This is a genomic window from Pseudoalteromonas sp. N1230-9, from assembly GCF_032716425.1.
GTDB lineage: Bacteria > Pseudomonadota > Gammaproteobacteria > Enterobacterales > Alteromonadaceae > Pseudoalteromonas.
The window spans coordinates 3266120-3289777 of the sequence record NZ_CP090419.1; the positions used below are offsets into that span (position 1 = coordinate 3266120).

The 23658-nt window shown below is 41.7% G+C and carries 19 protein-coding genes; 5 read left to right on the forward strand and 14 right to left on the reverse strand.

The genetic code is table 11. The annotated features are described in order from the left end of the window. Nucleotides 1-19 precede the first annotated feature (19 nt). The 3 genes from LY624_RS15315 to LY624_RS15325 all read right to left on the reverse strand — a co-directional run bounded on the left by LY624_RS15315 (nucleotide 20) and on the right by LY624_RS15325 (nucleotide 2516). Complete coding sequence (locus tag LY624_RS15315) at nucleotides 20-535, reverse strand: DUF2489 domain-containing protein (RefSeq protein ID WP_341803396.1); 516 nt, start codon at nucleotides 533-535, stop codon at nucleotides 20-22. Continuing rightward, complete coding sequence (gene yihI, locus LY624_RS15320; RefSeq protein ID WP_341803397.1) at nucleotides 532-1131, reverse strand: Der GTPase-activating protein YihI; 600 nt, start codon at nucleotides 1129-1131, stop codon at nucleotides 532-534. Before yihI ends, LY624_RS15315 begins: the two co-directional genes overlap by 4 nt. A 752-nt stretch (nucleotides 1132-1883) precedes the next feature. Next, complete coding sequence (locus tag LY624_RS15325; protein WP_130149282.1) at nucleotides 1884-2516, reverse strand: c-type cytochrome; 633 nt, start codon at nucleotides 2514-2516, stop codon at nucleotides 1884-1886. 283 nt (nucleotides 2517-2799) lie between these two features. Between LY624_RS15325 and yihA the strand changes: the two genes are divergently transcribed. Then, complete coding sequence (gene yihA / locus LY624_RS15330) at nucleotides 2800-3447, forward strand: ribosome biogenesis GTP-binding protein YihA/YsxC (RefSeq protein ID WP_130149281.1); 648 nt, start codon at nucleotides 2800-2802, stop codon at nucleotides 3445-3447. A 4-nt stretch (nucleotides 3448-3451) separates the two neighbouring features. Here yihA and LY624_RS15335 read toward each other — a convergent pair whose 3' ends face one another. The 3 genes from LY624_RS15335 to polA form a co-directional block, all read right to left on the reverse strand. Beyond that, nucleotides 3452-3970 (reverse strand): DUF1285 domain-containing protein, encoded by a 519-nt coding sequence (locus LY624_RS15335; RefSeq protein WP_341803398.1) that lies wholly within the window; start codon nucleotides 3968-3970, stop codon nucleotides 3452-3454. After that, nucleotides 3970-4557, reverse strand: a complete 588-nt coding sequence (locus LY624_RS15340; RefSeq protein WP_062568508.1) for a YceI family protein — start codon at nucleotides 4555-4557, stop codon at nucleotides 3970-3972. Before LY624_RS15340 ends, LY624_RS15335 begins: the two co-directional genes overlap by 1 nt. Nucleotides 4558-5129: 572 nt before the next feature. After that, a complete protein-coding gene (gene polA / locus LY624_RS15345) occupies nucleotides 5130-7865 on the reverse strand; it encodes a DNA polymerase I (protein ID WP_341803399.1) in 2736 nt (911 codons plus the stop codon). 511 nt (nucleotides 7866-8376) lie between these two features. Here polA and elbB point away from each other — a divergent pair. From elbB to LY624_RS15360, 3 genes are all read left to right on the forward strand, one after another. Beyond that, nucleotides 8377-9027, forward strand: a complete 651-nt coding sequence (gene elbB, locus LY624_RS15350; protein ID WP_341803400.1) for an isoprenoid biosynthesis glyoxalase ElbB — start codon at nucleotides 8377-8379, stop codon at nucleotides 9025-9027. 171 nt (nucleotides 9028-9198) lie between these two features. Then, nucleotides 9199-9591 (forward strand): c-type cytochrome, encoded by a 393-nt coding sequence (locus LY624_RS15355; RefSeq protein ID WP_062568504.1) that lies wholly within the window; start codon nucleotides 9199-9201, stop codon nucleotides 9589-9591. Nucleotides 9592-9793: 202 nt separating this feature from the next. Continuing rightward, entirely contained in the window at nucleotides 9794-12358 is a 2565-nt protein-coding gene (locus tag LY624_RS15360; protein WP_341803401.1) for a diguanylate cyclase domain-containing protein, read from the forward strand. Here LY624_RS15360 and rep read toward each other — a convergent pair. Continuing rightward, nucleotides 12348-14360, reverse strand: coding sequence for a DNA helicase Rep (gene rep / locus LY624_RS15365; protein WP_054561162.1), 2013 nt, complete (start codon nucleotides 14358-14360; stop codon nucleotides 12348-12350). The two genes, LY624_RS15360 and rep, sit on opposite strands and share 11 nt — an antisense overlap. A 111-nt stretch (nucleotides 14361-14471) precedes the next feature. Here rep and ubiK point away from each other — a divergent pair, with 111 nt between their 5' ends. Further along, on the forward strand, nucleotides 14472-14735 hold the full coding sequence (ubiK, locus tag LY624_RS15370) for a ubiquinone biosynthesis accessory factor UbiK (RefSeq protein WP_054561163.1): 264 nt from the start codon (nucleotides 14472-14474) through the stop codon (nucleotides 14733-14735). 45 nt (nucleotides 14736-14780) lie between these two features. On the opposite strand, the gene can is transcribed toward ubiK, so the two are convergent. The 7 genes from can to ilvG form a co-directional block, all read right to left on the reverse strand. Then, nucleotides 14781-15443 (reverse strand): carbonate dehydratase, encoded by a 663-nt coding sequence (gene can, locus LY624_RS15375; protein ID WP_341803402.1) that lies wholly within the window; start codon nucleotides 15441-15443, stop codon nucleotides 14781-14783. 18 nt (nucleotides 15444-15461) lie between these two features. Beyond that, on the reverse strand, nucleotides 15462-16640 hold the full coding sequence (locus tag LY624_RS15380; protein ID WP_341803403.1) for a methyltransferase: 1179 nt from the start codon (nucleotides 16638-16640) through the stop codon (nucleotides 15462-15464). A gap of 49 nt (nucleotides 16641-16689) precedes the next feature. Further along, a complete protein-coding gene (locus LY624_RS15385) occupies nucleotides 16690-17694 on the reverse strand; it encodes an ABC transporter substrate-binding protein (protein ID WP_341804415.1) in 1005 nt (334 codons plus the stop codon). Between the two features lie 128 nt (nucleotides 17695-17822). Next, nucleotides 17823-19376: a threonine ammonia-lyase, biosynthetic gene (ilvA, locus tag LY624_RS15390; RefSeq protein ID WP_341803404.1), complete on the reverse strand. Its 1554-nt coding sequence runs from the start codon at nucleotides 19374-19376 to the stop codon at nucleotides 17823-17825. Nucleotides 19377-19378: 2 nt separating this feature from the next. Next, nucleotides 19379-21235, reverse strand: a complete 1857-nt coding sequence (gene ilvD / locus LY624_RS15395) for a dihydroxy-acid dehydratase (RefSeq protein WP_341803405.1) — start codon at nucleotides 21233-21235, stop codon at nucleotides 19379-19381. Nucleotides 21236-21339: 104 nt separating this feature from the next. Continuing rightward, nucleotides 21340-21585 carry an acetolactate synthase 2 small subunit gene (gene ilvM / locus LY624_RS15400; RefSeq protein ID WP_341803406.1) on the reverse strand — a complete coding sequence of 82 codons (246 nt, stop codon included), beginning with the start codon at nucleotides 21583-21585 and terminating at the stop codon, nucleotides 21340-21342. Then, nucleotides 21582-23231: an acetolactate synthase 2 catalytic subunit gene (gene ilvG, locus LY624_RS15405; protein ID WP_341803407.1), complete on the reverse strand. Its 1650-nt coding sequence runs from the start codon at nucleotides 23229-23231 to the stop codon at nucleotides 21582-21584. The genes ilvM and ilvG overlap by 4 nt, the downstream gene beginning before the upstream one ends. Nucleotides 23232-23658 lie beyond the last annotated feature (427 nt).

Below are 23658 nucleotides of genomic sequence, written 5' to 3' on the forward strand. Positions count from 1 at the left end.
AACAGCTTTACCAACCCGCTTAATTGAATACGACGTTTTCACTGCCAGGTGCGGCTTTAAACTCTTCAATTAAACGTGCGCAATCCGCTTTTATCTCGTCGCTATGTTGCTCTTCTGCACGCCAACGTGTTGTATCCATTTTGAAAACCTCTTTTTTAGAGTATTTTTTACGGGCATCGTGAGTTGGCATGTCTTTGACCACTTCGTACATTTTAAAAATGCCTGGGTAGCGCTCACTCAGCTCGAACTCTTCAGCAAAGCTATATTGAGACATCAATACCCAGATACGTAAGCAGCCTTCTGAAAATTCGCATTGCTCTTCATTCATAGCACGCGCTATCAAGTGAATGCTGTCAGCCAATTTTGCGTTACGCTTCATTTTTGATGCAGCAAGCTGCTGCTCATGCTCAGCTTGTTTTTTTGCGATCGACTTATTTTGTACATTTAACTTATACAATAATTGCCCTGCATAAAATGCAAGTCCTGCGATAATTGCCGCTCCTATAACAATGGCAATAATCAAGCTCGTGCTCATCGCTCATCCTCATCGTCTTCATCAAACCACTCATTCGCTAAATCGTCTGATAAGTACTTATCAAAGTCAGACTCGCCTTCAGCATCAAAGTCATCTTCAAAGTCGTCTTCGTAATCATCTTCATCTTCGATACCTAAAAGCTTACAGAGCGCTTGGTGACGCGCAATACGGCTATTAAAGTATTTAGCATCTTTGCCTGTTAGTAACTCGCCACGTTCATGACGCTCAACAAGCTTAAGCAGGCGCTCGTCACTTTCAAGTGCTTCTAACTCTTGCTCTGGCGTTAACTCAGGCTCAGCCACTTTCTTAAGCTCAACCATTGGTTTTAAGTTACGTTTCATTTCAACTTTTGGTTCAGCTTTTGGTGCTACCAATGAAACAGGCTTTTTACTGCCCGTTCGCTTATCTTTAGGCTGACTGTTTGTTGTCGCTTTATCATCTTTTAAAGCATCAGGTGCATTGCGAGTACCGGCTTTTGCCCCTTTTGTTTTCTTTACTCGCTGCTCTTTTAGTGCGCGCATTTCTCTAAGCTTTTCTTTACTTAGACGTACTGGACCATTTGATGGAATCTTACGCGACTTTTTCTTTCTACTCATATCTTGATCGTCTCACTTAAGAGGTTGTGCACAACGCCTCTAGGCATTGTAATGCTGGCATAACCAGAAGAATTTGGTGTGTGCGGATGACGTTGGTCAACACGATGACCTGCGCACTTTTTATACTTATCGTATAAACGGGGGCTATTGTAACAGGACAAATAAAAAGGCGGTAGAGAAAACATCTCTACCGCCTACTAATCTGAGCGCCAATTATCTGGACACTTCTCCCTTCGACTTTTTTAGTCTTTATTATTTTTATTATTATTGTTTTCCATTTTGTTATTATTTTTACCTTCCGTGTAGCATTCCATTTTGTTTTTATTATTAGACTTCCATGAGCTTTTATTATTTTCGGTCAATCCTGACACTTTTTTGTTATTTCCTTTAGGACACCTAACCAGTGTCTACCCCTAAAGATTCGCCGCAGTTACTTTCCTTATTAACATTGTCCATGTTGTTCTATTGTTTCAGCGACAGTGGTTAATTTACTTATTAATAATTTTGTTACAACTAATTTATATAACTTTTCTTACATTGAAGATATTGAAACAAGCTCATTTCATTCAATAACAATAAGTTACATTTAAAGATAAAATAAAAATAAGACTTAGCTCACACCAAGGTATGGTCAATGTCTCACACAAGAGTAGGATATTTCGACACAGGATGTAGATAAAAAAAGCAGCTTACGCTGCTTTTATCAAACTAAATAAATTTTAGTGCGAAACAATATAGCTCGCAATCAGACTTTAGTGTAAGCCACCTAGGTATTTTGAAAGTACTTCGATGTCTTCATCTGTTAGTTTTTTAGCAATGTCTTGCATCATGCCATTTAGGTCGTTATTGCGCGTACCATCACGGAACTTTTCAAGTTGCGACTTAATGTATTCAGGATGCTGAAACGAAATTTTCGGGAACTTCGCAAGTGATGTACCATTACCACGAGGACCGTGACATGCTGCACATGAAGGGATACCACGCTCAGCATCGCCTGCTTTGAAAAGCTGTTGACCCACTTCAACTACATCTTTAGGTGTTGTACCTTCAGACATATTTAAAGAAGAGAAGTAAGCTGCTAGGTCTTTCATGTCTTGATCGCTAAGCGGCATTGCCATGCCACTCATTACTGGATCCATACGACCTTCTTTGCCGCCAGATGTCATACCTAATTTAAACTCTTGTAATTGTTTATAGATATAATCTGCGTGTTGGCCTGCAATTTTAGGGTAGATAGTAACCGGTGCATTACCGTCTGGGCCGTGACAAGCCGCACACGTTGCCGATTTCTCTTTACCTGCGTTTACATCGCCATCAAATGCTGTTGCGTTGCTTGCTGACAACGTACCAAGCAATATAGTTAAAGATAGTGCTATTTTTTTCATGGTGAATTCTCTGTTTCCGACCCTGTATCATCTACAATATGGATGTTGTGATTTCTATATTCTACACGATAATAAATTCTCTGGCACGTTTTCTGCCCACATTAAGCTCATAATTTATAGGGATTTGACTTAGATTAAGTTTCTACCTAGAAATTTTCCTCATTCAAAGCCAGCTTAGCACCCCTAAATACGCTTTTGAATGCTGCTTTAATAGTATAAAATACGTGCCTTAAGTGGATTTAGGCCACTGACTACCATTATTTTTAAAAGACTAGGAGAGCCTGTGCTCAAATCTCGTATCAAATATAATACTGCGTCCTTTGTTACCAGCGCACCTGATATCTCACGCTTACCTGCTGATACGGGGATTGAAGTCGCGTTTGCTGGTCGTTCGAATGCGGGTAAATCCAGTGCCCTTAATACCTTAACAGATCAAAAATTAGCACGTACATCTAAAACACCAGGTCGTACTCAGTTGATCAATACGTTTGAACTTGATGCCGATAAACGCCTTATCGATTTACCAGGCTATGGTTTCGCTAAAGTTCCTATCGAAATGAAGAAGAAATGGCAAAAGTCGCTAGGTGAATACTTACAAAAGCGTCAAAGCTTAAAAGGTATCGTTGTTTTGATGGATATTCGCCATCCGTTAAAAGATTTAGACCGTGACTTAATTGACTGGGCTGTGGGCAGCGAAATTCCAGTGCTGGCACTATTAACCAAGTGCGACAAACTCAAACAAGGTGCGCGTAAAGCACAAGTTTTGCACGTTCGCCGTGAGTTAAGTAGCTTAGAGGGTGATATTACAGTCCATGCCTTCTCTTCATTAAAAGGCACAGGCTTACCTGAAGTTGCTAAAAAGCTAGATGAGTGGTTTTTAGGACCAATTGAAGTACACGCGCCTGAGTCTGACGAAACACCTGAAGCGTAACCTCTTAAGCCAAGTAATAACGCTTGGCTAACGATTCGATATAATAGCCCTGCTCGTCTGAGCAGGCTATTTCCGCCCACTGATAATAAACCTTTCTCGATACCCTTGCAGCCAATCCATGGGCCAATTGTAAGTAAGGTATACTCACCCCAGCAAATTCACGTAGCTCTAATGGCTGTTTTTCAGAGACTAGCCAGTTGCGCTGTAATTTATCAACACAGCAAAGCGCACGACCTTGTTCAGTCTCTTCAAAACGCCAATCAACAATAATAAACGGGACATCATCGACTGCGATAGCCATTTTCTCAACAGGCGTTTTTAAAAAGTAGCTGTCAGCTTCTTTGCAAAGCACGGAGGCAAAAAGTTTAACCATTGCCTCGCGTTTTATTTCACTGCCAGCATAAAACCACCGCCCTTGCGCATCAATCGTTATTGGCACTTCCCCACAACTTTGTGGCTGCCATTGATCAAACGGTTTATCAGGTGTCTGAAGGGCGGCTTCTAACTCAGCAAGTGATTGCATTACTTTTCTTTATCAAGCGTGAGTGAAAAGGTAACAGGGACAGCTGTTGCAATGGATGGTAAACCCGCTAGCTTTTGTAATTCGCTAATGCCTTCTGTTACTTTAAAATCGCTTGCATTAATAATAACTGGCGTAAGAGATGATACGGTTACATCGCCTTTCGGTGACATGTTGGCAAGTACATCAATCGTTAACTCTTTCTTGTTCCCATGAAAGTCTAATTCAGCCTTTAAACCTTTAAGTACATGCTGGCCTGGTTTAAGGGTTGCTAGTGTTTTACTGAGATCTGCCGTTAAAATTGCGTTTGGAAATTCATGTGTTTCAAACAGTAATTTAGTCATGCGCTCGTTACGAATTGGAATGAGAGTTTCCACAGACGTCAGATCAATCATTAATTTTAATTGGCCTTGCTCGTTCAAGCCTCCTGACAGCTTTTTAAAATGGTGCGCTTCAGCGATTGAATTCTTCTTGATAGAGACAAAGCTCACTTTGCTTTGCTCATTATTAACTTGCCAGTTTGCGCTGGCTAAAGGGGCAACTAATAAACTCGATAATGAAAAGGCAGCAATTGCCATAGATTTAAACATAACGCATTCCTTCGAAAGTAAATAAGAATCACTTTTGATGGTACCATCTAGGTTAATTTGTGCAATGAATTGTATGATAAGAAAAGAAAAAGCGACTCACTCAACAAGGAGTGAGTCGTTATAGCAAACTGGGGAGAAGCTATCAATACGTTGCACCTTTTCAGATGCATCATCAACAGGATGTCCTACAGGATGAGGACGGCGCGGACTTTAGCAAATACTCAGTTAAAAATAAATTAAATCTGGTACTAAAAAACACGAATTGATAAACATATAACGAATCGATAAAACGGTCTTTTCTTGTTAACTTTAATTTTACAAAAAAAGTCATTTTACATTATGGGTTATTCAACTTATGGCGTAAGTAACTCGTCCTTTATAAATGAAAGGTTTTGCCGTGAAGTACTTAATTTTTTACGCGAGCAATCTTGTAGCTGTAAGTCGGCGTAAGGTGGGAGGAGCGATTGTGTATCGCGCAATCTATAAAAATGAAAGCGCGGGATAAACCCGCGACTACATTTTAATCCTACAGAGCCACTTGTATTTTATACTCGCGGCTCCTAATTCAGCGATTAGTGAGCTTGTTGCCAGTTGTCACCACTGTCGGCTTCAACAATCAGTGGTACATCAAGCGTGGCGGCTTCAGACATTAGCTTACAAATTTCTGCTTTATAGTCGTCCACAGATTCTTCTTTAATTTCAAACACTAATTCATCGTGTACTTGCATAAGTAATTTAACAGAACCTTCAGCTTGTGCGTTCACCCACTGGTGAACTTTCAGCATCGCTTTTTTGATGATATCAGCAGCGGTACCTTGCATTGGTGCATTGATAGCAGCGCGTTCTGCCGCTTTACGACGAGCTCCGTTTCTTGCGTTGATTTCTGGTAAATGTAATCGGCGACCAAAAATAGTCTCTACATAGCCTTTATCAGCTGCTTTTTCACGGGTTGTTTCCATGTACTCAAGCACACCAGGGAAACGCTCAAAGTATTTATCGATATAATGCTGTGCTTCATGACGTGGCACATCTAATTGACGTGATAAGCCAAATGCCGACATACCGTAAATTAAACCGAAGTTAACTGCCTTAGCTTTACGGCGCATATCGCTGGTTACGTCTTCAAGATTTACCCCAAAGACTTCTGCAGCCGTTGCACTGTGTACATCTAAACCATTAGCAAACGCGCTAAGTAGGCCTTTATCTTGTGATAAATGCGCCATGATACGTAATTCAATTTGGCTGTAATCCGCAGCCACTATCTTATGACCCTTTGCAGCAACAAAGGCTTCACGAATACGACGCCCCTCTTCCGAACGAATTGGAATATTCTGCAAATTAGGATCCGTTGAGCTTAAGCGCCCTGTTGCTGTTACTGCTTGATGGTAAGAGGTATGTACTCGCTTCGTGCGTTCATTAACCATTAGCGGTAGTTTATCTGTGTAGGTTGATTTAAGTTTAGATAAACCACGGTGTTCGATAATCACCTTAGGTAACGGATAGTCATGAGCAAGCTCTTGTAATACTTCTTCTGCTGTTGAAGGCGCGCCTTTTGGTGTTTTCTTAATAACAGGAAGTTCTAGTTTTTCAAACAAAATTGCTTGCAGTTGCTTAGGTGAGCCTAAGTTAAACTTTTCACCTGCCATATCATAAGCTTCTTGCTCAAGCTCTAAGAGGCGTTCGCCTAAACGTTGGCTATGAGCAGCAAGCATATTACTATCAATCGCTACACCGGTACGTTCAATATCAGATAGCACAGAAACGAGTGGTAACTCAATCTCTTCGAAGACTGATTTTAATTGGCTGTCAGCATCAATTTTTGGCCATAACACTTGGTGAAGACGAAGTGTTATATCAGCATCTTCTGCGGCATACGGCGCCGCTTTTTCTAGCTCAATTTGATTAAACGTTAACTGTTTTTTACCTTTGCCTGCGATATCTTCAAAGCTGATATTTTTATGGCCTAGGTATTTAAGTGCCAATGAGTCCATATCATGACGGCTACCCACACTATTAAAAACATACGACTCCAACATAGTGTCGAACTTAATACCGTTTAATTCAAAGCCGGCGTTAGCTAATACGCTTTTATCGTATTTTAAGTTTTGTCCGACTTTGGCTTTGTTTTCATCCGCGAGGATTGGGCCAATTTTTGCCATAACCGTATCTAAGCTTAATTGCTCAGGCGCATCAGGGTAATCGTGAGCAACTGGAATGTACGCAGCTTCACCCGCTTTAACCGCAAAGCTCATGCCAACCAATTGCGCTTGCATATAGTCAAGGCTGGTTGTTTCAGTATCAAAAGCAAAAAGTTCAGCGTCATTTAATTGCTTTACTAAAGTATCAAGTTGCTCTTCAGTTAAGATTGTCTCGTAGTGTGCATCAGCGACTTTTGGTAGTTCGTTAGCTTCTGTTGGCACATCTAAATGCGTGTCAGCGTCTTTAGGGTTATCCAGTAATTCTGCCAACCAACGGCGGAATTCACATTCGCCGTAGAGTGCAATCAGTTCATCACGATTAGGCTCTTGTAGTTTGAAATTTTCAAGCTCCGATTCAACCTCAACATCACATTTAATCGTCGCTAATTCATAGCTAAGTGGTAGATGATCAAGTGCTGCATCAAGCTTTTCACCAATCTTGCCTTTGATTTCACTAGCATGATCAATCACCCCTTGTAATGATCCATATTTTTGTAGCCATTTCACCGCAGTTTTTGGACCACAACCATCAACACCTGGAATGTTATCGACTTTGTCGCCCATTAAGGCAAGGTAATCAATGATCAGCTCAGGCCCCACACCAAATTTCTCAACCACGGTTTCTGGATCTGAAATGCTATCGGTCATCGTGTTAATAAGCGTTACGTGCTCATTAACAAGCTGCGCCATATCTTTATCGCCCGTCGATATCAGCACATGACGCTGTTGTTCAGAGGCAATACGTGCAAAAGTACCAATCACATCATCCGCTTCAACACCTTCAATACTAATAAGTGGAAAACCCATTGCTTTAATAATGTTATGCAGTGGTGCGATCTGTGTGCGTAAGTCATCCGGCATTGGCGGACGGTTGGCTTTATATTCGCTGTACATGTCATTTCTAAAGGTTTTACCTTTGGCATCGAACACTACCACCATGTGTGATGGATCATATTGTTTGATCAAACTTTTCAGCATATTAACTACGCCATAGATTGCGCCTGTCGCTTCACCTTTTGAGTTAGTAAGGTGTGGTGGCGAATGATATGCACGGAATAAATAAGAAGAACCATCAACAAGAACAAGTGGATTTTCAGGGATCTGAGCCATGGTGAAATTGGATCCTAATTGAATAACATTAAATTGTCTGTAAGCATGCCATAAGGCTATGAAGAAAACGACTGTGAATTATTAACCAATAACGGTTTCTATAATAGCAAGCTGTGGATAACTTTGTAGATAAAACCCACAATCAATCCTCCCGAAGTAGATTTACACTTAGGAATTTTATATAAGCTCATGTTTTTATTTAAAAAAGATAATACGAGGTTCTTTTTTTATTATTTTAACCAATGTGGAAAACGGTTTTATCTATTCACGTCCTGTGTCTATTCGACAACGAATATAACGTCCCTTTCCATAACCGGAGGAATATTCTAGCACAATGGATCAAAGATCATAGCGATCCTTTATACTTTTTTTAACGTTAGTATTTTATGAAAAGGCATAAACAGCGATTCATCGTATGTTGCGAGCATTTTAACGACAAAATTATTTTATTTTGTGGTCTTACTTAGATACTTGCTACACTAAACCCAGTTGCATTAAGGAGAGATATCAAATGAAAAAAGTGGCTGTTATTTTAGCTGGTTGCGGTGTTTATGATGGCGCAGAGATTAACGAAGCAGTACTTACCCTGTTGCACATTGCAAAAGCAGGTGCATCTTATCAATGCTTTGCACCCGATATTGACCAACTACACACAATCAACCATTTAACCGGAGAAGAAATGGCACCTAATCGTAATGTGTTAGTGGAAGCTGCTCGCATAGCTCGTGGTAATATAAAAGCAATTACAGAGTTAAAGGTAAGTGAATTTGATGCGTTAATTGTCCCAGGTGGCTTTGGTGCCGCTAAAAACCTATCTGACTTTGCAGTAAAAGGCCCTGAAGCTCAGGTACAAAATGACATACTAAAAGCTTGTACAGATTTTGTTAAAGCTAATAAAGCCGCAGGTTATATGTGTATTGCGCCCGCTATGCTACCTCTTATTTACGGTCAAGGTGTTAAAACAACCATTGGTAATGATGCAGACACAGCCTCAGCCATCGAAAAGCTAGGCGGCGATCACCAAGCGTGTGCTGTTGAAGATATTGTTATTGATGAGCAACATAAAGTCGTTACCACACCCGCCTATATGTTAGCGCAGAGCTTATTAGATGCTGATGCAGGGATTCAAAAACTCGTTAAAAAAGTACTCGAATTAGCATAGTGCGCTATTTAAGCAGCTAATTTTTATTGCGCTAACGCAAAAAATGACGCTTTTTATAAAGAAAAAGCCTTTCAGATCATTTTATAAATTGTGGCTTAGCGTTATAATCGTTCTAATTTCCGTCATATATATCGTGATTGATCACGTTCAAATCGAAGTGAGCAAGGCAAAATGAAAAAACTATCAGCTGCATTATTACTGCTAGCAACAACGGCATATGCGCAAGCATATGACAACTCTTTGACTGAAGATGCCATTAAAAAGCGTCTAGCGCCAATTGGTTCTGTATATCTAGAAGGTGATAAAGCGGCTGCTGCTGCTGAGCCAACAGGTCCACGTTCTGGTGAACAAGTTTATCAAGCCGCATGTTTTGCATGTCACGGCACAGGTGCTCTTGGCGCACCTAAATCAGCAGATGACTGGGCTCCTCGAATTGCCAAAGGTAAAGATACCTTATTAGATCACGCAATCAATGGTTTCAATGCCATGCCGCCGAAAGGTACATGTATGGACTGTTCTGATGAAGAAATCAGTGCAGCAATCGACTTTATGACTAGCAAATAATTGCTAAATAAATAACGACGAAGGGCTTAACTCTGTTAAGCCCTTTTTTTTGCTCTTTAACTCCTCTCAAACCCAAGCAATTCGTACCTATAATCGCATATCTTCACGACTAATAGAGACCATCATCTACTTGACGATCTACGAAAAAAGTGGAACTATAGAGAACAATAAATAAACAAAAATAATAACTGGCTCTAAATCATTGGAAGATTCAGCAACACACATTGAAAAGCTAGCCCATAAAAATGCTCGCTTAAAATCGCTTATAAAGAAATATAAGCAATCACATCACTTGCAGCATGCTCTACTACAACTTTCAGAGCAAGCAAGTACTGTTGCCGAATTAACCCTGCTCTACCCTGCTATTCATAATATTCTTCAAGACTTTATACCCAGTAAAAGCTTTTATGTCGTACTAAATAACCCTGTTACAGATAACCTTGAACTTTCTTATTTTGCCGATGAAAAAGATGGCCTGTCTGTTCCTCTAAAATATGAACATTTCTTCAAAGATGGTTTAACTGGGTACGTATTTAAGCACGGCAAAACAAGCTATTTTTCTAAACAGCAAACACAAGAAGCCGTTGAGAAGGGGTTGTTTAAAGCATACGGCACGCCAGCAGAGCATTGGGTGGGCGTACCCGTTTACCGTGAGAAAGCCATCATTGGTGTCATGGTCGCGCAAAGTTATGACAAGGCACAAATCTATACAGAGCAGCAAATAGAACTACTAGAAGTCATGTCGCTTTACCTTGCAACAGCAATCGAACGCGTGAAAAAACGCGAGTTACTTGAGTCTGAAGTAAAAATTCGCACCCGTGCACTGACGCAAAGTAACCAAGCTTTAAATGATGAAATTTTACAACGTAAAAAAGCACTCGATCGCCAACAAATTTTATTCAAAATCTCAGAGCTGGCAACTTTGAGTAAAAACGTTGAAGACGTCTATGCCCATGTGCATGAAATTATTAAAACCATCACCTATGCCGATAACCTATACATTGCCTTGTATGATCAAACAACTAATTGGTTAAGCTTTCCCTATTGCGTAGATGAATTTAATGACAACGCAAAACCTAGGCCTTTCGCCAAAGGCTACAGTGAATTAGTACTTAGTACAGAAAAGTGCCAAGTGATAGATGAGCAAAGAGCAAAAGATTTAATAAAACTAGGCGTCATTGAACGCCCTATCGATGTCCCACCACAAAGAAGAGCAACCAGTTGGTTAGGCGCACCACTAAAAACGTCACAAGGGGTCATTGGTCTTATTGTTTGCCAAGCTTATTGTAATAAACATGAATTTAGCCAAGATGATTGCGAATTAATTACTTTTGTATCACATCAAATAGCAAGCGTAATTCAGGCTCATTTAGCAAGCCAAGAGTTAAAGCTGAGCCACCAAAAACTTGAACAACGAGTTACAGAAAAAACGAAAGAGCTCCGCCAAGCAAATATGCATTTACAAATGCAAATTGAAGAGCGTAAAAAAATAGAGCAACAGCTATATCATGATGCACATCATGACTCACTAACCAGCTTGCCCAACCGTAGCTTATTCTTAACTCAACTTGAAAAAACATTACAACATTATCAACGTTATCCTGAGCAACAATTTGCGGTTTTATTTATTGATTTAGATAAATTTAAAGATATAAATGATCAACTTGGTCACCAAGCAGGGGATCAATTTTTAATTGGTGTTGCCGAGTCTTTCTCACATTGTATAAGAGAGCACGACTTATTAGCTCGCTTAGGCGGTGATGAGTTTGTGGTACTGTTAAATCATTTAACCGAAAGACAGCAAGCAGAAGATGTTGCAAAACGTATTATTGAGATAATGAAAAAGCCTTTTTGCATGAAAGGTCAGTGCGTTCAAAGTGGCGCAAGTATTGGTATTACTTATTCAAAAGCAAGTTATAAACATACCGATGAAATTATTCGTGATGCAGATGCTGCAATGTATTATGCAAAAAATGCAGGGCGTAACCGTTTTGAGTGCTTCCATCCTTTATTGAATGCTACCACCTCTCAACACGAAACCGAGAGTATGCATCATCTTGATGACCTGCCAATGCATTTTAGAAGCGCTGAAATCATTACGCTCAACGAGGAGTCTAGAGCTGAATCATTATTGGAAGCATTTGGTGAACACCCAGTGCTTGGCAGTACTAGTTTTGAAGTATTGAAAAAGTTTGCAACTGATAGAGTTCAACATTTCGAAGTGGAGCTTAGCTTATTGAAGCAAGCGTTCGAATTAGCCCATAATGCTAACTTACAAAAAGTACTCTTCCCATGCTCAGGGTTAGTATTAGAACGTATTAATTTTCAATCGTTACGCCAGTTACTAAAGGCAAACAATGCACAAAGAATGTGTTTACTGTTTAATGAACAAGAGATCCGTTACGCATCTGCGGTACAAATTGAAAACTTAAAAAGTTTAATTGAACAAGGGTTTTCAGTAGGACTAAACGAGTTCGCAAAAGACAGATGTGAGCTTAATTTACTGACTGAGTTTAACTTTGATTACTTACTACTTAGTTCTACCTTTAGTAAACGTGTGCTCCAACAAGATAATTATCACCTTCAATTGCAAGGCGTGTTGGCCATTACGAATATCCAAAATATTCAGGTAATCGCCAAGGGGCCATCGATTTTTAACTATCGCACTTTGTTAGATAAGCACGGTCTATCCTTGTTTATAGGCAAACAACACGCCCTAGCCCCTTTTAGTCCTTTTTCACAAACAGTACAAAGTATTACTTCTTAAGCATAGCTCTTAGATTAGCTACACGGGCTTGGCCTTTTTCCATGCGCTCAGCCTGTGAAGACGGTGGTTTTTTCGCTTCGAAGGCTAAATCATCTTGTGGTAACTCTTGCACAAAGCGACTGAGCTCAGTATCTGAAGTTTCACCAAATTGACGGCGTAACTTAGCATAGGTCATTACCAGCTCTTGCTGAGCACGCGTGATACCTACATAAGCAAGACGACGCTCCTCTTCAACGTTATCTTCATCAATACTTACTTGGTGCGGTAATAAACCCTCTTCCATACCAACCATGAACACATACGGATACTCCAAACCTTTTGAAGCATGTAGCGTCAGTAATTGTACCGCATCAGATTCATCTTCTTCTTCGTTGCGCTCAAGCATATCGCGCAGGGTCAGTTTACTGACCACCTCAGCAAGGTTCAGCGGTGGATTGTCTGCATCCCCTGTTAGCATGTCAGTGATCCAACGATAAAGCTCTGAAACATTCTTCATGCGCATTTCAGCGGCTTTTGCACTCGGTGATGATTCATATAGGTATGCTTCGTAGTTAATTTGCCTAACTAACTCTTTTACAGCTTCAAGGGTATCGCCCCGTACCGCATTATCAGAAAGCTCAACCACCCAGCGAGCAAAGCCAGCTAAGGCATTAAAGCCACGGCCTTTTAATCGGTGCGCAAGCTCAGGCTCAAAACAGGCAGCAAATAAGCTGATATGCTTTTCATTAGCAAGCGTACCTAGCTTTTCCAGTGTCACCGTACCAATTTCACGACGTGGCGTATTTACAATACGTAAAAAGGCATTGTCGTCATCTTGGTTCACCAATAGGCGTAAATACGCCATGATATCTTTAATTTCTGAACGCGAGAAAAACGACATGCCGCCGCTGATTTTATAGGGAATGCGGTTGCTCATAAGTGCTTTTTCAAACACCCGGGCTTGATGGTTACCACGGTATAAAATCGCGTAATCTTTATAGCTGGTGCGTTTCATGAATTTATGAGAAATGATCTCTGCCACCACTCGTTCAGATTCATGCTCTTCATCACGACAGCCAATTACTTTGATAGGCTCACCATAACCAAGCTCACTGAATAGTTTCTTATCAAACTCGTGAGGGTTGTTGGCAATCAAAATATTCGCCGCTTTAAGAATTCGCCCAGCACTTCGGTAATTTTGTTCAAGCTTAATTAAACGTAAGCCCGGAAAATCTTTACTCAATAGCACAAGGTTTTGAGGCTTAGCACCGCGCCAAGAGTAAATTGATTGGTCGTCATCGCCTACCACGGTAAAACGAGCGCGTTCACCCACCAATAGCTTAACCAGTTGATACTGACTGGTATTAGTATCTTGATACTCATCCACCAGCAAGTAACGAAAACGCTGTTGCCAACGCTCACGCGCAGTGGCATTTTGGCCTAGCAACAAAGTAGGGATCATGATCAGATCATCAAAATCTAGGGCGTTGTAAGCACGTAATTGATTTTGATAACGCGCATACAGCTGAGCAAACAAGGCTTTTTGTGGCTCACGGGCTTCGCGAACGGCACGCTCTGGTAGAATCAACTCGTTCTTCCAGCTACCTATTTGCATCTTCAGTAGATTGAGTAGATCTTTGTCTTTTTTAAGTTCTTCTTCGGTCAGCTCGGCTAATAACTGGTTGGTATCTTGATCATCAAATAGTGAGAATCCAGGTTTAAAGCCTAGCGTCGTTAATTCTTTTTTGATGATCTCAAGCCCAAGGGTATGAAACGTTGAAACCCATAAGCCTTTCGACTCTTGTTTACCCAGTGTTTGCGTTACACGCTCACGCATTTCTTTTGCGGCTTTATTGGTAAAGGTTACCGCCGCAATATTGCGTGCTTGATACTCACACTTTTGTACTAAGTAAGCGATTTTATTAGTAATAACACGCGTTTTACCAGATCCCGCACCGGCTAATACCAGACACGGTCCACTGATATACTTTACCGCTTCATCTTGTTTTGGGTTGAGTTTCATAAGCCCCTAAAGAAATTATCCAAAGACAGGACGGGCAATTTTACCGTAATCACTACACTACGCCTAGCCAATAAGGTAAGATTGTTTTTTTACGTGACTCAAGGGACGAAGATGATCAACCCAGCAAAACTTGAAGAAATCGCTAAGCAAATTACTGATAACATGCCACAAGGCGTGAAAAACCTTGCCGAAACAGTCGAAGGCAAAACCAAGCAAGCTATTCAAAACAAACTTGCTGAGATGGACTTTGTAAGCCGTGATGAGTTTGATATTCAAAGCCAAGTACTTATTCGTACTCGTGAAAAACTCACTGAGCTTGAAGAAAAAGTGGCTTTACTTGAGCAGCAACTTGCTAGTAAACAAGACGAACAATAAAAAAGGAGAGCGAATTAGCTCTCCTTTTTTCAATCTACTTCGGTATTAGCTTTTTTCAGCAATACGTTCAAATACACGCTTAACAGCCGTGCCATAAGTATCACTTGCTTCTTCCGCACAGGTCACAACCGACTCAAGATCATTAAGGTGACCATTCGCTAAGCCATACACCCAACCATGAATTGTTAACTCTTGGCCTTTCGCCCAAGCGTCTTGCACAATGTTGGTACGGCACACGTTACGTACTTGTTCAATAACGTTTAATTCGATCAAACTGTTTAAACGCTCTTGCTCAGGTAATGCATTGAGTTGTTCGATGTGTTTTTCTTTTACATCACCTACATGGCGTAGCCAGTTATCGATTAAGCCAAAACGTGCTTCGTTTAATACCGCTTGTACACCACCACAGCCATAGTGACCAACAACCATGATGTGCTTCACTTTTAGTACTTCAACAGCGTATTGCATCACTGAAAGGCAGTTATGATCGGTATGAACAACCACATTTGCTACGTTACGGTGAACAAATAACTCACCCGGCAACAAGTCTACGATTTCGTTTGCAGGTACACGCGAGTCAGAACAACCGATCCATAAGTACTCTGGATTTTGCTGCATTGATAGAATTTTAAAAAACTCAGGGTCATTTTCGCTCGTACGTGCTGCCCAACGTCTATTATTTTCGAATAAATTTTTTAACTTTCTCATTGCGCCTCTTTACGGTTTTTAATAATTAGCTTGGATCAAGATATTCCTTGGTGTCAGTTGTTTCTCACAAAACGTGCTCACCGTTACTTGATATCCTTGTTGTTGCAAATATAAAGCACGATCGAGCACGAGCCAAACTTCAATTGCCCTTCTGAACACATGTCGGACGAGTTCAACTCGCTCGGTGACCCTTTTGCGCTTTTTGCCTATTTCTAAAAACTTATTGTAATCAATACCTTCAGGTAGAGATAATGATTTTTTCTCAGCTGCCCATAAACAAAATGATTCAAAAGAATCGGAGAAGATTGCTTTGTTCACTGACGGCACACTCACATAGTGTAATTCACCAGTGATTGATTTACGTAACGCATCAAACCCAAGACGCCATTCAACCTCTGTTTTTCTGACCTTATCTACGCGACTCGGTGCCGTTACCGTTTCTTGCAGCGCCAGTTTTAAATCGCGATGAGTAAGCGCAAGCTGACTTTGTTTTGCAGGCTCGCTCATTGCCTGATAAGCGTTATCTGTGAATAAATGATAACAACATGGTGAAAAGCTGATTTGCTGGGTTTTCGCTTTGCTTGCTTGCTGCATAAATGTTTGATGCAAACGACCACAAGCATGTAAAGCTACAGCATGCTGTTGGCTTTCAAAAAAGCCGTCTGTGTTGTCGGTTAATACATCTGCTTGTGAAAACTGCATCGCCAAGTGCTGTTGTGTAGCACTGTGTAGGCCTTGGTCACATAAGTGCTGTTGCAGCTCAATACTATGTACACTGGGCGCGCCATTAAATGCCAGCATACGACCTAAATGCCCTTTACCTGCACACCACTCTAAAACAGGCTGGTTTAATGACTGCTGACTAATCGCTGCAACAAAGTCTTGTAGCTGCTCAAATTTACGACCTTTGATGCCATTACTTATCCAAAACGGAAATTCACTACGTGCAGAACTGATAGCTGGCAATTCACATAACAGAGCCAACTGGTCGATACCCTCAATTGCCTCAGCAAAATAGCGATATAAAGCAGGCTGATCGGCATCAAGCTCGCTGACTTGTTGGTCATCCAGCGTCCATAGTAAGTTAGCTAGTTCAGGCCAAGGAAGATCATCAAAATCGAAGGCGGTGCATTGCCAGTATTGGCGAGTTTTAAAAAGCAGCGTATCTAAGGCAATAAATTGCTGAGCAAGCGTCATAACTTCTAAACGACAAAAAATAAAAGTGATTATAACAGTTTTTCACCCTTTAACGCCTACCACTGCTGATTAAACGGATATAAAGAGGGATGCATAAAATACTCAGTACAATAGCTAGAATAAGCATCCAAGATAATTCAAAGCCGCCATCGTCTTGATGTTGATACATAAAGTGTTTAAACGCGCGGTCAAACTCGGTTTGATCTAGACCATATAGATCAGCAATTAAGCGCCACTTTGCCATCGACATACTGCCAAGATTTACTCCTGGCGGCTTAATATAACTCGTTAATACATTTGCTTCATAAGCAAGCTCTTGTAAGCTTTTATGAGTAGCATAATCGTGTTTAGTTACAGCAATACTCTCTTCTAAATGCAATAACGCGTAACGCCAGCCTTTAATACTTGCATGATAAAAGCGCTCAACTATATCTGGATTTTTTTCTACCATCGCTTCGCTGGTATATAAAATATCGCCATAAACATTCAAGCCAAACTTTTGTGGACAAATGAGTCGGTGACCCACTCCTTGTAATGTCATCGTGTATGGCTCATTGGTGACATAAACTTGCACCGCATCTAAGTCACCGGCAAGCCACTGTTCAATGCCCCCTTCATGGCTTGCAGCTATTAAACTTTGTTGATCAAGCCCTGCACGTTGCAACATCACTAACAACTCAGCGTTTTCAACTGAGCCGATTTTACTTAGCTTCTTATCGGCAAAGTCTCTGGGCTGAAAAATATCTGAGTTATTTTTTACCATCCAGCAGTAAGGTGAAAACTGCAGTATGGCTCCAAGGGCAACAACCGGTGCGCCTTGTTTGCGCTTATGTAATATGCCTGAGTGAGTAATGGCGAAGTCGGCTTCACCGCTTAATACTTTAGGGAAGGTATCTGGCGCATTCGGATCGGCAGGTATAATGGAAACATCAAGGCCCGCTTCCTTATAAAAGCCTTTTTTTGCAGCCATATAATAGCCTGTAAACTGAAACTGGTGAGTCCATTTTAGTTGTAGGCTAACTTTATCAGCGCACTGTGCGCTCATAGAGAGCATTAGACAGACTAACCCTAGTAGGCTTTTTATACCTTGCACGCATCATCCTTGCTTGAAACCGTGCATTAACTATAGGAAAAATAGAGAGAAAATCAAGACTGCACATTAGCAGTCTTGATGATACTTAGCTACTGATTTGCCGCTTTAACTTCACTAAGTTCTTGACCTTGGCTGGTTAAGAACTGAGTGAAACATGGGTTGTTCGTTTCATCTTGAACGTTGTATCCCAAACGGTTCAAATGCTCATTGAATACCTCATAATCATTCGGTTCAATCGCAAAGGCCGCCAGCACATTACCAATCGATCCACCATGATTACGATAATGGAATAAAGTGATATTCCAATTACTACCAAGAGTATCTAAGAATCGCGCCAATGCGCCTGGATACTCAGGAAACTCAAAGCGAAGTAAACGCTCATGAAGTTGGGCTGGCGCTTTACCACCCACCATATAACGAATATGCAATTTAGCCAGCTCGTTATCTGATAGATCGCAAAATGTATAGTCGTTTTCTGTCAGTGCTGCTTTTAATTCATCGAGCTCTTGTTGGCCTTGCCTTAACGCGATACCAACAAAAATTTGTGCTTCGCCTGGGCCTGCATAACGGTAATTAAACTCGGTGATAGCTCTGCCACCTAACGAGTTACAAAACTGCTTAAAGCTGCCCTTCTCTTCTTTAATCGTCACAGCAAGGAGTGCTTCGTTCTTTTCACCTAGCGCCGTTCGCTCAGCAACATAGCGTAAGCGGTCAAAGTTTAAGTTCGCACCCGATAAAATCGCAGCCACGTTTAAGCCTTTTACACTATTTTGTTGGCACCACTTTTTCAGCCCTGCTGTAGATAGCGCACCTGAAGGTTCTGCTATCGCACGAGTCGAAACAAAGATATCTTGCATTGCGGCGCAGATTTCATCGCCTGTAACAGTAACGACTTCATCACAAAACTTTTGTGCTAATCGAAACGTCTCAGTACCAATGATTTTTACTGCGACACCATCAGCAAAACTGCCAACACGGTCAAGCTCAACAGGCTTGCCTGCTTCAAGTGCTGCTTTTAAGCAGGCACTCTCGTCAGCTTCAACACCAATGACTTTAATATCAGGACGTAACGACTTAATGTACACCGCCATACCTGCAAGTAAGCCACCACCGCCAACAGGAATAAATACAGCATCAAGGTCGTTCAATTGCTGCATTAATTCACGGGCAACGGTACCTTGGCCAACAATGACATCGGGATCATCAAACGGTGGCACAAATACCCCGTTACGCTGCTCTGTCAGCTCTAAAGCATGGGCTTTTGCTGCATCAAAATGATGGCCGTGTAATACCACTTCACCACCGAGTGAACGCACTGCATTCACTTTAATTTCTGGTGTTGTAACTGGCATCACAATCGTTGCTTTATGCCCTAAAAATGAGGCACTGAGTGCCACGCCTTGCGCATGGTTACCCGCTGAGGCTGTGATCACATCAGAACCTTTTGGCAACTTGCTCAGTTTATGAAAAGCACCACGAAGTTTAAATGAATAAACCGGTTGTTGGTCTTCACGCTTTAGCCACACATGGTTGCCTAGCCGTGCACTAAGATCAGCCATTTCGCTGACCTCAGTGACTTTTGCAAGCGGCTCCATGTTCGCTTGAATGATAGCGCGAAAATAATCGAGCTCTTGAGAAACCATAATTAACTAAGCTCCTCAAGTTTTGCTAAATCGCGAACAGCTCCTTTGTCTGCACTGGTTGCAAGTAACGCATAAGCTTTAAGTGCAGATGAAACATAGCGGTCACGATCCAGTGGTTTATAAGCATCTTTACCACGTGCAAGTTGCTTTTGTTTACGTGCTTCAAGCTCTTCATCAGACAGCGCTAAAGTGATTTCACGGGTTGCAATATCAATCACTATCTTATCGCCATTTTCAACATAGGCGATTGCACCACCGCTTGCTGCTTCTGGTGAAACGTGACCAATTGATAAACCTGATGTACCACCCGAGAAACGACCATCGGTGATAAGCGCACACTTTTCACCTAAGCCCATTGATTTTAAGTAACTCGTTGGATACAGCATTTCTTGCATGCCTGGGCCGCCTTTTGGTCCTTCGTAACGAATTACAACAACGTCACCGGCTTTTACTTCACCATTAAGAATGCCTTCAACCGAATCATCTTGTGATTCGTATACAACTGCTGGGCCTTCAAAGTGCAGCATTTCTTCAACTACACCGGCACTTTTAACAATACAGCCATCAAGGGCTAAGTTACCTGAAAGTACAGCTAAGCCACCATCTTGACGAAAAGCATTTTCAACACTGCGGATACAGCCGTTTTCACGGTCATTATCAAGCTCTGGCCAGCGGCATTCTTGGCTCATAGCTTTTGTAGTACGGATTCCGGCAGGGCCTGCTTTATAGAATTTTTGCGCCACTTCATTATTCGGATCGGTCGCATCCCATTTAGCCACCATTTCAGCCATACTGTGGCCTGCAACGTGATCCACAGATAGATCAACAAGGCCTGCTTTACCTAACTCACGGATAATTGCCATCATGCCACCAGCGCGGTGTACATCTTCAATGTGATATTTATTGGTTGCGGGTGCCACTTTACAAAGGAAAGGTGTTTTGCGAGAAAGCTCATCGATGTGCGACATATCAAAATCAACACCCGCTTCTTGCGCTGCAGCTAATAAGTGTAAAACCGTATTTGATGAACCACCCATGGCAATATCAACCACCATTGCATTCATAAAGGCGGTGCGATTAGCAATAGCGCGTGGTAATACTGCTGCATTATCTTTTTGATAATACTCACGGCATAAATCAACAATGCGCGCACCTGCTTCAACGTAAAGTTGTTTACGGTCTTTGTGCGTAGCAAGTGTGGTACCGTTACCCGGCAGTGCTAAACCAATCGCCTCTAATAAGCAGTTCATTGAATTAGCAGTGAACATGCCCGAACATGAACCACAAGTAGGACAGGCAGAGCGCTCTACTTTGTCTGAGTCTTCATCGCTTACTGAGGTATCAGCACCTTTCACCATGGCATCCACTAAATCAAGTTTAATGTCGATATCAGCAAGGCGTGTTTTACCCGCTTCCATTGGACCACCTGATACGAAAATAACCGGAATATTTAAACGCAGTGCTGCCAGCATCATCCCTGGGGTAATTTTGTCGCAGTTAGAAATACAGATCATAGCATCGGCACAGTGTGCATTAACCATGTATTCCACTGAGTCTGCAATTAAGTCACGCGACGGTAGTGAATACAGCATACCGCCATGACCCATTGCGATACCATCGTCGATTGCAATGGTATTAAATTCTTTTGGTACACCACCCGCTTCGGTGATGGTTTCGGCCATTAGCTCACTGAGTTGATTAAGATGAACGTGCCCTGGTACAAACTGAGTATATGAGTTAACAACAGCGATAATTGGCTTACCGAAGTCTTTATCTGTCATCCCTGTTGCACGCCATAAAGCACGCGCCCCTGCACGTTTTCGACCTTCTGTTGTTGTTGCACTTCTTAATTTAGCCATAATTACCTCAGTTGTTGCAGTGGCATGCCACTGACTTCCTCATTCCTAATTTATTTCTCACTAAAGCATCAAACTGATTGCTCTAGTTACCTGTTGATTTTTTACTAGATTGCTTGTTGTTGAAATTGGTTTTCAACATTGACATGTTTTACATCAACCAATTTATTTAACTGTGATGTTAGTAGATAAATCGGCTTATCGCTGTCTACCGTTATGGTGACGTGAAACGCTTCATCAGCCATTTCTAAATTCATGGTTGTTAGATCAAAGCCGCGATGACGTGCAACGCGTAAAAAGCGCTCTACCGCGACACTTTGATTCTTTAGTGCAATCGTTAGGGTGTGTTTCATTTTACTGTCTCCGTCATCATTTCATCATTGGCAGCACCAGGCGGTACAAGCGGCCATACATTTTCTTTATCATCGATACAGGCATGCAGAATGTATGGGCCTTCACTATTAACTAACGCATCAACCGCAGCATCGACTTCATCTGCTTTAGTGATGGTTTGACCAGGAATGCCAAACACCGCTGCTAACTGCACAAAATCAGGATTATCTGAAAGGTTTGTTTCAGAATAACGACCTTCAAAAAATAGCTGCTGCCATTGACGTACCATGCCTAAGCGCTGATTATCTAAGATTAGAATTTTAACTGGCAGATTGTTACGGCGAATTGTTGCCAGTTCTTGAATGTTCATCATGATTGAGCCATCACCCGAGACCGTGATCACAAAATCATTTGGGCGAGCAACTTGCGCGCCAATAGCGGCTGGTAAACCAAAACCCATGGTACCCGCTCCACCACTACTTAAATGATTGCTAGGATGGCTAAACTTCATATGCTGTGCCACCCACATTTGGTGCTGACCCACATCACAGCACACAACACCCGTTGATGGCATTTTTTGGCTTAGCTGGTTTAATAAGTAAGGGGCAAACACTTTTTCGCCCGGATAGTCATAACGCCACGCATGCTCTTTCATCATGCTTTCGATGTGCGTTAACCACTCATCTGGTGTAACAAAACAATCAAGCTGCGGTAATGACGTTTTTAAATCTGCCACTAATGATGCTTTTGCAGGCTTACGCTTACCAACCTCTGCCGCGTCAATATCAAGGTGAATAACCTTTGCTTTTGCCGCAAACTTGCTTAAATTGCCAGTTACACGGTCGTCAAAACGAGCACCGATACAAACCAAAACATCACACTCTTGCACTGCTAAGTTAGCCGCTTTACCGCCATGCATACCTAGCATGCCAAGGTCATATTCATAATCAGGTAATACACTGCCAAGGGCTTTTAATGTTGATACTGCTGGCATGTGTGTTTTTTCTAAAAACTGCATAAGTTCGTTTTGTGCATCAGCAGCTTGTACACCACCACCGATATACGCCACAGGACGCTGCGCTTCACTCAATATTTGATTGGCAATAGCAACTTGGTTTGCGTCTAATTTTGGTAAATAATCTTCGGCGGCTAACCAAGGGTGAAATGGTACTTGCGCCATTTGGATGTCTTTGGGGATATCGACTAACACAGGGCCTGGGCGGCCGCTTTGTGCTATGTGGATGGCTTCTTGTAGGATTTCGGCTAAGTCTTCAGCTCTTTCAACCATGTAACTATGTTTAGTGCATGATAACGACATACCTAACACATCCACTTCCTGAAAGGCGTCGGAGCCTATCGCTGCGGTAGGTACTTGCCCTGTGATAGCAAGCAATGGCACTGAATCCATCATCGCATCAGCAAGCGCGGTTATTAAGTTGGTCGCACCTGGGCCTGATGTTGCAAAGCACACACCTAACTTACCTGTGCTGCGGGCAAACCCTACTGCTGCAAAACCAGCCCCTTGCTCATGGCGCGTCAAATAATGTTTGACTGGCGCACCGTACAAAGCGTCGTAAATAGGCATGATGGCACCGCCTGGGTAACCAAAAACATCCTTAACGCCATGTTTGGCTAATAAATCGATTGTTAATTCTGCGCCTGTCATCGTAAATCCTCATTCCTCAGTGACATTGTGTATTTGCTGCGACTCAAACCTTAAAACAAAAAAGCCCCCCGGACTGTTAAGTGCGGGGGGCTTTTTAAATGCTTCACTTTTCTCTAAGCACTAACTCGCCCCCGCGGTAATAATAATCACCACGACGTTAATCAGAATTAGAGAAAGTTTGTTTGTAAGCATTTATCTGTAACCAAATTTTGTTCATTTGTAGCGGAAATCTAGCCATCCCGCTGCCTTTTTCTATTAGTACCGCGCTAAGCCCTTCAAGTCAACAATAAAATTAATTCAAAAAAACATACAAAAAACACTCAAAAGGAAATTAATATTCAAAATATAGTTAATAAAGGGTTTATATTTCACTTTCACACAAATATGGAAATGTCATACCTCTTTATTAGCTATTCTATGGCTGATT

What these genes read in the sequence shown, in the direction of transcription:
- LY624_RS15315 (WP_341803396.1), bottom strand. Translation starts at nt 535, where the DNA reads ATGAGCACGAGCTTGATTATTGCCATTGTTATAGGAGCGGCAATTATC.
- yihI (WP_341803397.1), bottom strand. Translation starts at nt 1,131, where the DNA reads ATGAGTAGAAAGAAAAAGTCGCGTAAGATTCCATCAAATGGTCCAGTA.
- LY624_RS15325 (WP_130149282.1), bottom strand. Translation starts at nt 2,516, where the DNA reads ATGAAAAAAATAGCACTATCTTTAACTATATTGCTTGGTACGTTGTCA.
- LY624_RS15335 (WP_341803398.1), bottom strand. Translation starts at nt 3,970, where the DNA reads ATGCAATCACTTGCTGAGTTAGAAGCCGCCCTTCAGACACCTGATAAA.
- LY624_RS15340 (WP_062568508.1), bottom strand. Translation starts at nt 4,557, where the DNA reads ATGTTTAAATCTATGGCAATTGCTGCCTTTTCATTATCGAGTTTATTA.
- polA (WP_341803399.1), bottom strand. Translation starts at nt 7,865, where the DNA reads ATGGCTCAGATCCCTGAAAATCCACTTGTTCTTGTTGATGGTTCTTCT.
- elbB (WP_341803400.1), top strand. Translation starts at nt 8,377, where the DNA reads ATGAAAAAAGTGGCTGTTATTTTAGCTGGTTGCGGTGTTTATGATGGC.
- LY624_RS15355 (WP_062568504.1), top strand. Translation starts at nt 9,199, where the DNA reads ATGAAAAAACTATCAGCTGCATTATTACTGCTAGCAACAACGGCATAT.
- rep (WP_054561162.1), bottom strand. Translation starts at nt 14,360, where the DNA reads ATGAAACTCAACCCAAAACAAGATGAAGCGGTAAAGTATATCAGTGGA.
- ubiK (WP_054561163.1), top strand. Translation starts at nt 14,472, where the DNA reads ATGATCAACCCAGCAAAACTTGAAGAAATCGCTAAGCAAATTACTGAT.
- can (WP_341803402.1), bottom strand. Translation starts at nt 15,443, where the DNA reads ATGAGAAAGTTAAAAAATTTATTCGAAAATAATAGACGTTGGGCAGCA.
- LY624_RS15380 (WP_341803403.1), bottom strand. Translation starts at nt 16,640, where the DNA reads ATGACGCTTGCTCAGCAATTTATTGCCTTAGATACGCTGCTTTTTAAA.
- LY624_RS15385 (WP_341804415.1), bottom strand. Translation starts at nt 17,694, where the DNA reads ATGCTCTCTATGAGCGCACAGTGCGCTGATAAAGTTAGCCTACAACTA.
- ilvA (WP_341803404.1), bottom strand. Translation starts at nt 19,376, where the DNA reads ATGGTTTCTCAAGAGCTCGATTATTTTCGCGCTATCATTCAAGCGAAC.
- ilvD (WP_341803405.1), bottom strand. Translation starts at nt 21,235, where the DNA reads ATGGCTAAATTAAGAAGTGCAACAACAACAGAAGGTCGAAAACGTGCA.
- ilvM (WP_341803406.1), bottom strand. Translation starts at nt 21,585, where the DNA reads ATGAAACACACCCTAACGATTGCACTAAAGAATCAAAGTGTCGCGGTA.
- ilvG (WP_341803407.1), bottom strand. Translation starts at nt 23,231, where the DNA reads ATGACAGGCGCAGAATTAACAATCGATTTATTAGCCAAACATGGCGTT.